Source organism: Leifsonia sp. NPDC056824, from assembly GCF_042789575.1.
Lineage (GTDB): Bacteria > Actinomycetota > Actinomycetes > Actinomycetales > Microbacteriaceae > Leifsonia.
Genome location: NZ_JBHUAV010000001.1, coordinates 1,557,660 through 1,568,236 on the forward strand (window position 1 = coordinate 1,557,660; position 10,577 = coordinate 1,568,236).

11 protein-coding genes are annotated in these 10,577 nt (G+C 70.8%); 9 read left to right on the top strand and 2 right to left on the bottom strand.

Going from position 1 to position 10,577, the window contains the following annotated elements; all coding sequences use genetic code 11:
- Positions 1-42 precede the first annotated feature (42 nt).
- From ACFRFH_RS07815 to ACFRFH_RS07840, 6 genes are all read left to right on the top strand, one after another.
- Complete coding sequence (locus ACFRFH_RS07815) at positions 43-1,020, top strand: carbohydrate ABC transporter permease (protein WP_382462418.1); 978 nt, start codon at positions 43-45, stop codon at positions 1,018-1,020.
- A complete protein-coding gene (locus tag ACFRFH_RS07820; RefSeq protein ID WP_382462419.1) occupies positions 1,017-1,829 on the top strand; it encodes a carbohydrate ABC transporter permease in 813 nt (270 codons plus the stop codon). The genes ACFRFH_RS07815 and ACFRFH_RS07820 overlap by 4 nt, the downstream gene beginning before the upstream one ends.
- A gap of 53 nt (positions 1,830-1,882) precedes the next feature.
- Positions 1,883-2,689, top strand: coding sequence for a 6-phosphogluconolactonase (locus tag ACFRFH_RS07825; RefSeq protein WP_382462420.1), 807 nt, complete (start codon positions 1,883-1,885; stop codon positions 2,687-2,689).
- 66 nt (positions 2,690-2,755) lie between these two features.
- The gene (locus ACFRFH_RS07830; RefSeq protein WP_382462421.1) at positions 2,756-4,057 is read left to right on the top strand and encodes a hypothetical protein; all 1,302 of its coding nucleotides are present in this window, start codon (positions 2,756-2,758) and stop codon (positions 4,055-4,057) included.
- 2 nt (positions 4,058-4,059) lie between these two features.
- Complete coding sequence (locus ACFRFH_RS07835; protein ID WP_382462422.1) at positions 4,060-5,079, top strand: N-acetylglucosamine kinase; 1,020 nt, start codon at positions 4,060-4,062, stop codon at positions 5,077-5,079.
- Positions 5,080-5,124: 45 nt separating this feature from the next.
- Positions 5,125-7,482, top strand: coding sequence for a beta-glucosidase (locus ACFRFH_RS07840; RefSeq protein WP_382462423.1), 2,358 nt, complete (start codon positions 5,125-5,127; stop codon positions 7,480-7,482).
- 13 nt (positions 7,483-7,495) lie between these two features.
- On the opposite strand, the gene ACFRFH_RS07845 is transcribed toward ACFRFH_RS07840, so the two are convergent.
- Entirely contained in the window at positions 7,496-7,639 is a 144-nt protein-coding gene (locus ACFRFH_RS07845; RefSeq protein ID WP_345839625.1) for a hypothetical protein, read from the bottom strand.
- Between the two features lie 48 nt (positions 7,640-7,687).
- On the opposite strand from ACFRFH_RS07845, the gene ACFRFH_RS07850 reads away from it, so the two are divergent.
- On the top strand, positions 7,688-8,488 hold the full coding sequence (locus ACFRFH_RS07850) for a thioesterase family protein (protein ID WP_382462424.1): 801 nt from the start codon (positions 7,688-7,690) through the stop codon (positions 8,486-8,488).
- Between the two features lie 3 nt (positions 8,489-8,491).
- Here ACFRFH_RS07850 and ACFRFH_RS07855 read toward each other — a convergent pair whose 3' ends face one another.
- Entirely contained in the window at positions 8,492-9,178 is a 687-nt protein-coding gene (locus ACFRFH_RS07855) for a hypothetical protein (protein WP_382462425.1), read from the bottom strand.
- Between the two features lie 207 nt (positions 9,179-9,385).
- On the opposite strand from ACFRFH_RS07855, the gene ACFRFH_RS07860 reads away from it, so the two are divergent.
- Together ACFRFH_RS07860 and ACFRFH_RS07865 are read left to right on the top strand one after the other, a co-directional pair.
- On the top strand, positions 9,386-9,820 hold the full coding sequence (locus ACFRFH_RS07860) for a VOC family protein (RefSeq protein ID WP_370055785.1): 435 nt from the start codon (positions 9,386-9,388) through the stop codon (positions 9,818-9,820).
- Between the two features lie 5 nt (positions 9,821-9,825).
- Entirely contained in the window at positions 9,826-10,467 is a 642-nt protein-coding gene (locus ACFRFH_RS07865; RefSeq protein ID WP_382462426.1) for a winged helix-turn-helix transcriptional regulator, read from the top strand.
- Positions 10,468-10,577: the final 110 nt, after the last annotated feature.

The window sequence follows — 10,577 nt, forward strand, 5'->3', positions numbered from 1 at the left end:
CGTAAAACCACCCGTGCCCCCCCCCGCGCATCCGGGTCTGGCGTGTCCACCTCGACCCGGGGGGCGCCGGGGCCGACCCCGCGGCCCGCCCCACCGGCGGCCCCCGGCCGCACCGCGCCGAAGAAGGCTCCGCGGCGCGCGGTCTCACCGCGCGTGCGCCGCCGCCACTGGCTGGGTCTCGCCTTCGCGGCGCCGGGCCTGCTGTTCTACGGCTTCGTGGTGATCGTCCCGATCCTGCAGAGCCTCAACTACTCGTTCTACCGCTGGGACGGCGTGACCACCGCCAAGTGGGTCGGTCTCAGCAACTACATCTCCTTCTTCACCGACCCGGCCCTGCTCGAGTCGCTCGGGCATGTGCTCGTGCTGGTCGTCTTCTTCGCCGTCCTGCCGATCGCGCTCGGCCTCCTCTCGGCGGCACTGCTCGGCCGCGGCAAGCTGCGCGGCGGCGGGGTGTACCGCTGGCTGCTCTTCCTGCCGCAGGTGCTGACCAGCGTCGTCGTCGCCGTGATCTGGAAGCGCATCTACGGCCCGGACGGCCCGCTCAACGAGGCGCTGCGCGCCGTGGGCCTCGGCGACCTGGCCAAGAACTGGCTCGGCGACTTCAACTGGGCGCTCCCCGCGCTCGGTGTCATCGGCACCTGGACGGCGCTCGGCCTCTGCATGGTGCTGTTCGTCGCCGGCGTCGCCGCCATCCCGACCGAGCTCTACGAGGCCGCGCGCATCGATGGAGCCGGCCCGATCCGGGAGTTCTTCTCGATCACCCTGCCGAGCCTCCGCGGGCAGGTGGCCGTCGCCCTCACGCTCACCGTCACGGGAGCGCTCCGGGCGTTCGACCTGGTCTGGATCACCACGCAGGGCGGGCCTGGCACCTCCACGACCACGCCGGCGCTGATCCTCTACCGCAAGGCGTTCCTCAACCCGGATGTCGGCATGGCCGCGGCCATCGGCATCGTCCTCGCGATCGTCTGCCTGGGCGTCGCGCTCGTCATCACCCGACTCTCCGAGGAGAAGGACGCATGATCTCGCGCACCGAGCGCACGCTCAACCACGCCATCCTCGCGTTCGTCACGATCCTCGTGCTCTTCCCGGTGGTCTGGTTCGTGTTCACGGCGCTCAGCCCGAGCCGGGGCGGTCAGATCGACCTGCTGAACCTGCACTTCGAGAACTTCGTCACCGCGTGGAACGTGGGCAACTTCGGGTCGGCCATGATCGCGTCCGCCGTCATCACGATCGGCGCCGTGCTCGGCCAGACCCTGATCGCCATCCTGTCGGGCTTCGCGTTCGGCGTGCTCGGCGTGGTGGGGCAGAAGGTCATCTTCCCGGTCATCCTGTTCGGCCTGATGATCTCGGCCGAGGTCTTCATCATCCCGCTGTACTACACGTTCCAGTCGATCGGGCTCACGAACTCGTGGCTCGGCCTGATCATCATCCAGATCGGGATGGGCGTGCCGTTCGGCGTCTTCTGGATGCGGGCGACCTTCCGCGCCGTCCCGAAGTCGCTCATCGAGGCTGCCGAGATGGACGGCGCGCGGAGCTGGCGGATGCTCTGGCAGATCCTGCTGCCGATCTCGCGTCCCGCCGTGCTCACGCTCGCACTGCTGTCGTTCATGTGGACGTGGAACGACTTCTTCCTCTCGCTGGTCTTCATCGCCGACCCGACCATCCAGCCGGCGACGCTGGCGCTCGGCGTCTTCCAGGGCCAGCACACCCTCGACGTCAACATGCTCGCGGCCGGCTCGCTCATCGTGGCGCTGCCCGTCCTGATCCTCTACGCGTTCTTCCAGCGCCACTTCATCCGCGGCGTGCTCAACGGCGCGCTCAAAGAGTGACCTGGGCCGACACCCTCTTCCCGCACTGCACCAGAAGCAACAAAGGAGTACCCATGCGCATCGCGCCCGAAATCCTCGACACGGCCGACGATGTCGGCCGGGAAGCCGCCGTTCAGCTCGCCGACGGGATCGCCCGGGCGGCGGCCGAGGGACGGACGTTCGTCCTCGGCTGCCCGAGCGGACGCAGCCCGATCGCCACCTACGCGAACCTCGCCACGCTCGTCGCCGAGCGCGACCTCGACCTCTCCCACGTCGTCGTGGCCCTGATGGACGAGTACGTGGAGGAGGCCGGCGACGGCTACCACGCCATCGACCCCGACCTCCCGCACAGCTGCGTCGGGTTCGGGCGGCGCGAGATCCTCGGCCTCCTCAACGCCGCGGCGACGCCGGGGCACCGCATCCCGGAGGCCAACCTGTGGCACCCGGACCCGGCCGCGCCCGCAGGAGAGTACGACCGCGCGCTCGCCGAGGCCGGCGGGATCGACGTCTTCCTGCTCGCCTCCGGCGCGTCGGACGGCCACGTCGCCCTCAACCCCGTGGGGGCCGCCGCCGACACCGTGACGCGCGTGGTGGCGCTCGGCGAGGACACCCGCCGCGACAACCTCGGCACCTTCCCGACGCTGCGCAGCCTAGACGAGGCGCCGCGCTTCGGCGTGACCGTCGGCATCGCGACCATCCGGGAGCTCTCCCGGTCGGTCGTCATGGTCGTCACCGGCGAACACAAGCAGGACACCGTGCGCCGGCTCGCCGCGGCCGACTCGTACGAGCCCGACTGGCCCGCGACCGTCCTCTCCGAATGCTCCGACGCGCGCTTCCTCGTGGACCGCACCGCAGCCGAGCTGCTCCAGACCACCCGCTGACCTCCACCGCCGACCCCGGCTGACCCCACCAGCCGACGCCCGACCAGAAAGGCACCACCCACACCCATGGCTTCCATCAAGCTCGTCTACATCGGCGGGGGATCGTCCCGCGGCGCAGGGACCATCGCGTCCATCCTCGAGCACGGCGAGGAGTTCAACGGCTCGGAGATCGTCATCCAGGACGTCGACCCGGCCCGCCTGAAGGCCGTCGAGACCATCGGCCAGAAGATCGCGGAGTCCAAGGGCCTCGACATCACCATCACGTCGACCACCGACCGCCGCGCGGCGCTGACGGACGCGGACGCGGTGTTGTCGAGCTTCCGCCCGGGTAACTTCGCGGCCCGCGCGCTGGACGAGCGCATCCCGCTCAAGCACGGCGTGATCGGCCAGGAGACCCAGGGCCCCGGCGGGTTCTTCATGGCGCTGCGGTCCATCCACATCTACGAGGACATCATCCGCGACCTCGACGCCGTCGCGCCGAAGGCGATCCTGTTCAACTACACGAACCCGGTCAACATCGTCTCCCAGGCGGTCACCCGGTTCACCGACCGGACGATCTGGTCGATGTGCGAGGGGCCGATCGTGTTCCCGAAGACGGTGCTGCGCGCCGCGGGCCTCGACCCCGAGCGCGCGAACGTCGTCATGGCCGGCGTGAACCACAACGTCTGGTCGACCGAGCACACCTACGACGGCCAGGACCTGATGCCGCTGCTCGACGCGGCGTGGGAGGCCCGCAAGGACGACCCGACGCTCAGCACGCTGGAGCGGCGGATGCTGCAGCTCGCGGTCACCATGCGCTCGGTGCCGGCGGACTACTTCCAGTACTACTACTTCCGCGAGGAGATCCTCCGCGAACTGCAGGGCGCGCGCACGACCCGTGCCGAGGACCTGCTCGCCGCGCTGCCGGGCTACTGGGAGCACTACGACGAGCAGTCGCAGGCTGCCGTCCCCGAGCTGGACCCGCGCCGTTCGCGCGGTGGCATCCACGAGCTTGAGCTCGCCATCGACGTGATGAGCTCGTACTACAACGACGCTCCCGCCCGGCTGCCTGTCAACCTCCCGAACACCGGCGGCGTGCTGCCCGGTTTCGACGAGGATGTCGTCGTGGAGATGTGGTGCGATGTCGACGGCTCTGGCGTGACGCCGCTGCCGCAGAAGCCGCTGCCGCACGCGGTCCGCGGACTCGTGCAGCAGCTCGCGGAGTACCAGTACCTCGCCGCGGAGGCGGCGTGGAAGGGGACGCGCGCCGACGGCATCCGCGCGCTCGCTGCGAACCCGATGGTGCCGACGCTGCGGGTCGCGGAGGAGCTGTACGACGAGATGGCGTACGCGCACCGCGCGTACCTGCCCGAGCGCCTGCTCCGCTGATCGTGGCGGTGCGTGCGGAGTCCGGGCCGCTCTACCTCGCGGTCGATGCGGGCAACTCCAAGACGGTCGCGCTGGTGGTCGACGGCTCGGGCATCGTGCTCGGCCGTGGCCGCGGCGGCCGCGGAGACATCTACGGAGCCGAGCGCATCGAGGTGGCCGAGGAGGCCGTCTTCGGTGCGGTCGAGTCGGCGCTCGGAGAGGCGGGCGCGACGGTCACGGACATCCGGTCCGCGGCCTTCCGCCTCGCCGGGGTCGACTACCCGGAGGACGCGTCGTTCTGGGACGAGCGGATCGCCGACCGGCTCGCCGGGATGGGCGGCTGGAGCGTCAAGAACGACGGGTTCGCCTCGTTGCGCCTGATCGACGGCACCGGCGTCGGGCTGTCGATCACGGTCGGCACAGGGCCTGCGGTCGCCGCGCGGTCGGCCGACGGGCGCGAGCAGTGCTCCGGCTGGTACGTCTTCGACGACCTCGGCGGCCAGGGCCTCGGCAACAGCGCGCTCAAGGCGGCCTGCCGCGAGTGGATGGGCCTGGGACCGGCGACACGGCTCACCGAGGCGCTCTGCACCCAGTACGACGTGGCCGACCCGGGCGAGCTGCGGCACGTCTTCACTCGCCGCTTCGGCGCGCTGCCGGGGACCGAGCTGTGGAAGTCCTCCCGGATCGTCCTCGCGCTGGCCGGGGAGGACGACGCGGTCGCCCAGCGAATCGTCGACGACCAGGCGGAGGCGTTCGTCCGCTACGCGCAGTGGTGCGCCGGCCGCGTCGGCGCGGACCTCGCCGCCGGCGAGCTGCCGGTGCTGCTCAACGGGTCGGTCGCGACCTCCGAGCACCCTGCGATGCGTGACGCGATCACCGCGGAGCTGGCGCGCATTGCGCCGGCCGCCCGCGTGACGGTTGCGTCGGACTCGCCACTGCACGGCGTGGTTCTGGATGCGCTGGCCGAGGGTGGTGTCGCTGTGACGCCCGAGCTGATCGCGCGCCTCCGGCAGGAGCATCCCGAGGCCTTCCTCGCGACCTGACGCACGCTTTCTTCACTGACCCGGTTCCCGAAAGGCCCCACCCGCATGCAGACCCCTCCGTTCGTCGTGGATGACGTCCTCGCCGCCCTCACCCTGGAGGAGAAGGCGTCGCTGCTCTCCGGCGTGGACGACTGGTTCACCCAGACGATCGACCGGCCGGGGCTGCCCGCGCCGGTCCCCGCGATCGAGGTCGGCGACGGCCCGCACGGGCTCCGCAAGGAGACCGGCGTGGACATGGTGTGGGTCCCGGCGACCGGGTTCCCCACCGCGTCCGCGATGGGCGCCTCCTGGGACCGGGACCTGATGCGCCGGGTCGCCGCCGCAATCGGAGCCGAGGCGCGGGCGGAGGGTGTGCAGGTCGTGCTCGGCCCGGGCGTCAACATGAAGCGCTCGCCGCTGTGCGGGCGCAACTTCGAGTACTTCTCCGAGGACCCGCTGCACGCGGGCGAGCTCGGCGCCGCGTACGTCGACGGCCTCCAATCGACCGGTGTCGGGGCGTCGCTCAAGCACTTCGCGGCCAACAACCAGGAGATCGAGCGCACCCGGATCTCGGTCGTCGCCGACGAGCGGACGCTGCGGGAGACGTACCTGCCGGCCTTCGAGCGCGTCGTGCGCACGGCCGAGCCGTGGACGGTGATGTGCTCCTACAACCGGCTCTTCGGCGTGCACGCGTCGCAGAACCACTGGCTCCTGACGGAGGTGCTGCGGGAGGAATGGGGCTACACCGGCGCCGTCGTCTCGGACTGGGACGCCGTGCACGACCGAGTTGCCGCCCTCCGCGCCGGCCTCGACCTGGAGATGCCGGGCACCCACGGCCGGACGGTCGCCGAGGTCGTGGCCGCGGTCCGCGCCGGCGAGCTCGACGAGTCCGTGGTGGACGCGTCGGCCCGTCGCGTGCTGGAGCTGGTTGCCCGCACGTACCCGGGCGCCGACCTGGTGAACGGTCCCGTCATGGACCTCGGTCACGCGGCGGGAGACAGGCTCAGCCCCGAGCAGCTCGCCCTGCTGGACGCCGACGCGCATCACGCGCTCGCCCGGGAGGCCGCGGCCGCGTGCGTCACCCTGCTGCGCAACGAGACTGCGGTGCTCCCGCTGGCGGAGTCCGGCGGCACGATCGCGGTCGTCGGCGCGTTCGCCGAGCACGCGCGCATCCAGGGCGGAGGGTCGTCCGGTGTTGATCCGACCCGGGTCGATGCCCCGCTCGACGCGGTGCGCGCGATCGCCGGGGAGCGCGTGGTCTACGCCCCCGGGTACATCGACGTCCCGAAGAACGCCTACCAGGACGACAACGCGGCGGTCTTCGAAGCGCACGGGGTCACGGCAGAGGCGGACCGCCCGGCCGTGGCGCGGCGCTCGGAGTACCTCGTGGAGGAGTTGCGGATCGCCGAGTCGGTGCAGCGCCTCCGCCGTGGCCCGCTCTCCGACGCTGCCCGCCGGCTCATCGTCGAGGCCGTGGAGGTCGCCGCCGCGGCGGAGTCGATCGTCGTGTTCGTCGGCCTCCCGCTCTCGCACGAGCAGGAGGCCAACGACCGGTTCACCCTCGACCTCCCCGCCGACCAGGTCGCCCTCATCGACGCCCTCGCGGACCTCCGCGAGCGCACCGGCGCCACCCTCACCGTCGTGCTGTCCAACGGCTCGCCCGTGACGATGGACCCGTGGCACGACCGCGTCGACGCGATCGTGGAGGCCTGGCTCGGCGGCCAGGCCGTCGGTGCAGCCGTCGCCGACGTGCTCTTCGGCCGCGTCAACCCGTCGGGGAAGATCGCAGAGACCTTCCCGCTGGCCATCGAGGACGCCCCCGGCTTCCCGAACTGGAACGGCGAGCGCGGCACCGTCGTCTATGGCGAGGGCGTGTTCATCGGCTACCGCTGGTACGACGCCCTCGGCCGGTCGGTGCGCTACCCGTTCGGGCACGGGCTCTCGTACACGGAGTTCTCCTACGGCGACCTCCGGGTGGACGTGGTGGATGCCGCCGACGGCCGCGTGCGCGTGACCTGCACCGTCACCAACGTCGGCGGCGTCGCAGGCGCCGAGGTCGTGCAGCTTTACGTCGGCGACCCCGAGGCGGAGGTGCATCGTCCGCTGCGCGAGCTCCGCGGCTTCGAGAAGATCGCGCTCGAACCGGGCGGGACGGCCACAGTGTCGTTCGACCTGGAGAGCAGGGACTTCGGCTACTGGGACACGGCCTCCACCCGGCCGGACGGCCGCTCAGGTCTGTGGCGGCAGGAGGGCGGCGCCTTCACCATCGAGGTCGGCGCGTCCTCCCGGGACATCCGCCTGACCGCCGCGATCGACCTCCCGGACGACCCGTCGATCCCGCCGCTGGTGCGCGACTCGGACCTGCGCGGGGCCGAGGAGGGCGGTGCGCCGACGTCGCGGTTCGTGTCGGGGCACGCCGGGTAAGGCCGGTTACGGCTCAGCCCGGCTCCTCCTCCGACTCCAGCGTCTCGTCCGCGTCCACCGACGTGTCGTCGGTCTCGGTCGCCTCGATCGCCGCCTCGGCCTGCGCCCGCTCCTGGGCCTCGGCCGCGGCCTCCCGCCTGCGTTCGTGTCTGCTCATACGCTCTAGTGTCGCTCGGGAGGCCCTCCTGCGCCTACGTTGGAGGGGATGAACGCCGACACCACCATCCCCGACGCCTACTTCGTTCAGCGGAGCGAGAACGTCTTCACCCCCACCCCGCACGCCGGCGGCGCATGGGCCGACGACGAGATGCACTTCAGCCCGCTCGGCGGCCTGATCACGCACGCGATCCTGCGCCACGCCGCCGAGGCGAGCGCCTCGCTGCAGCTCGCCCGGATCAGCTTCGACATCCTCGGCTTCCTCGCCCTGGACGAGGTCACCCTCTCGGTCGAGACCATCCGCCCGGGCCGCACGATCGAGCTGGTGGAGGCCACGGCCGTCATCCGCGGCCGCACCGCCGTGAAGGCGCGCGCCTGGCTGCTCGCCGACTTCGACACCGCCGAGGTGGCCGGTGGTGGGGCCGGGCCGCTGCCGTCGCCCGAGTCGGCGACGCCGTGGTCGATGATGGAGGCCTGGCAGGGCGGCTATGTGGCCTCTCTCGACACCCGCGCGGTGCACTCCCCGGAGGCGGGCCGTGCGACCGTGTGGCTGTCGACCGGTTGCGAGCTCATCCAGGGCGTGGAGGTCGACCCGGTGACGGCGTGGATCACGCTGGTCGACACGGCGAACGGCGTCGCCGTGCGCGAGCACCCGACCCGATGGATGTTCCCGAACGTGGACCTGACCATCCACCTGCACCGGGCGCCGAGCGGGGAGTGGCTGGGGTTGGACACGGAGGTCGTCTTCGGGACGACGGGACTCGGGATCACGCGCTCGGTGCTGCACGACCGGGCGGGGGCGGTGGGGTTCGCGGAGCAGTCGCTGACGGTGCGGCGGTTGACGGAGTAGCGGCTAGAGGACGCACGTCCCCGAAGAGATGACTTCCTTCTGCCTCGTGAGCGCTACGTCGATGCGGTGGCTGGCGGCGATGTAGTCGGCAACGTCTCTGTCGAGGTAGCTCGCGCAGCGGACGATCTTGTCGCGCATACTGGGCAGGTTCATCGCGTACACCGGCTCATGATGTGCGATGCGGTTGCGGAACGCCCGGACTCCGTCGAGCTGTGCGTGCAGCTCCTTTCTGCTCACGCCGCCCAGGCCGCTGAACGCGTGCCGGAGCCGCGGTTGCCACAGCGCCGTCTCATAACTGAAGAGCGGGTGGCGCGGCACTCCTGATCCGGTGAGGCCCACCCAGAAGCCGAATGTCGAGGCACCGACCACCTCGTCCGGACTCGGTTCGCGTCCGGTTCGGTCGAAGAGTCGCTTGATCGTCGTCTGAAGGCCGATCGCCTCTCGATGCGCGAGGTTCACGCCGTCGTACCACCACGCGTCCGACCGCCCTTTGCGTAAAGCGTCGTGGATCCGATTGCGGAGCATGACCTCCAACACGCCGATCGGTCCCCAGAAAGCCGACGACACTTCGATGTTCCACGCGTAAAGGCGGATGGCGAGTTGGCGCTGACCGCCGTATCGGTTCACGTACCGCCGGAAAGGCGCCTCGCTCAACGATGCGGCGAACGCCGGAGTCGAGTGCGGATCCATCGCTCGACCCTAGGGGAAGCAAGAAGCCCCGGGAGTCCGATCAGATCGAATAGTCCCGGGGCGCAACAACAGAAACGCTAGCACGATGCCCGAGACTCAGATGCTTCTTCCCGATGATCCTCGCCCGCGAAATCACCCCTTGACGCAGCACTTGTTTTTTGCAAGTATCAACATCATCACCAGCGGACCATGACAAGGGAGACCACGATGACCGCGATGTTCGTCAACCTGCCCGTGACCGATCTGGAGCGCGCCAAGGCGTTCTACTCGGCCGTCGGATTCACCATCAACCCGCTCTTCACCGACCACAACGCAGCGTGCGTCGTCGTCGAGGAGGACCACAACTACTTCATGATCGTCACGCGCGACTTCTTCCAGAGCTTCACCGACCTCCCGGTCGGCGAGCCCACGAAGAACGTGTCGGCGTCCACCTCCGTCATGCTCGACAGCCGCGAGATCGTCGACGCGACCGTCGCGGACGGGCTGGCGGCCGGCGGCACCGAGACGAAGGAGCCGGCGGACTACGGCTTCATGTACCAGCGCCAGCTCACCGACCCGGACGGCAACATCCTCGAGTTCGGCTGGATGGACCCGGTCGCCGCCGCCAAGGGCCCCGAGGCGTACCTGAGCCAGCAGGCCTGAGGTCGATGGTCGCGCGCGACTACGGGCAGTACGACGGGATCACCCAGGCCCTGGAGCTCGTGGGGGAGCGCTGGGCGCTGCTGATCGTCCGCGACCTGCTCGTCGGGCCGCGCCGCTACGGCGAGCTCGCCGCGGGGCTTCCCCGCATCCCGAGCAACATCCTGGCGGCGCGGCTCAAGGAGCTGCAGGCGGCCGGCATCATCCGCCGGGCGCCGCGCTCCCGCATCATCCTCTACGAGCTCACGCCGTACGGGAGGGAGCTCGAACCGGTCGTGCTCGCGTTCGGCGCCTGGGGGTTCAAGGCGCTGGGCGACCCGCGCGACGAGCAGATCATCACCCCGGACTCGATGACGATGTCGCTGCGCACGGCGTTCCAGCCTGCTGTGGCCGCCGAGCTGCCGGCCACAGCCTACGGCGCGCGGTTCGGGGAGGACGGGCTGCTCATCCAGGTGGAGGGTCCGCGCCTGCTGGTCGCCCGCGGCGACGGTCCCGCCGACCTGGCGTTCGCGAGCGGGCCCGGCATCCGCCGGCTCATCTCGGGCGAGCTCACGCCGGAGGCCGCCATCGACGCCGGAGTGGTGGAGGTCCTCCGCGGCCCCCGCACGCTCCTCACGCGCTTCGCCACCACCTTCCACCTCGCCGCGTGACCCCACACCCACCCGCCGAGGGGGACGGCCGTGTGACGTTTTCGCCCGGAAATTGAGAACGTCGTGCCCCACGGCGGGGGACCGGAGCGGCGGCGGCGGCGGGGGCGGGG

Bases quoted from the DNA above. Each gene is read 5' to 3' on its own strand.
- ACFRFH_RS07840 (WP_382462423.1), top strand. From the start codon at position 5,125: ATGCAGACCCCTCCGTTCGTCGTGGATGACGTCCTCGCCGCCCTCACC.
- ACFRFH_RS07820 (WP_382462419.1), top strand. From the start codon at position 1,017: ATGATCTCGCGCACCGAGCGCACGCTCAACCACGCCATCCTCGCGTTC.
- ACFRFH_RS07850 (WP_382462424.1), top strand. From the start codon at position 7,688: ATGAACGCCGACACCACCATCCCCGACGCCTACTTCGTTCAGCGGAGC.
- ACFRFH_RS07860 (WP_370055785.1), top strand. From the start codon at position 9,386: ATGACCGCGATGTTCGTCAACCTGCCCGTGACCGATCTGGAGCGCGCC.
- ACFRFH_RS07845 (WP_345839625.1), bottom strand. From the start codon at position 7,639: ATGAGCAGACACGAACGCAGGCGGGAGGCCGCGGCCGAGGCCCAGGAG.
- ACFRFH_RS07830 (WP_382462421.1), top strand. From the start codon at position 2,756: ATGGCTTCCATCAAGCTCGTCTACATCGGCGGGGGATCGTCCCGCGGC.
- ACFRFH_RS07825 (WP_382462420.1), top strand. From the start codon at position 1,883: ATGCGCATCGCGCCCGAAATCCTCGACACGGCCGACGATGTCGGCCGG.
- ACFRFH_RS07855 (WP_382462425.1), bottom strand. From the start codon at position 9,178: ATGGATCCGCACTCGACTCCGGCGTTCGCCGCATCGTTGAGCGAGGCG.
- ACFRFH_RS07865 (WP_382462426.1), top strand. From the start codon at position 9,826: ATGGTCGCGCGCGACTACGGGCAGTACGACGGGATCACCCAGGCCCTG.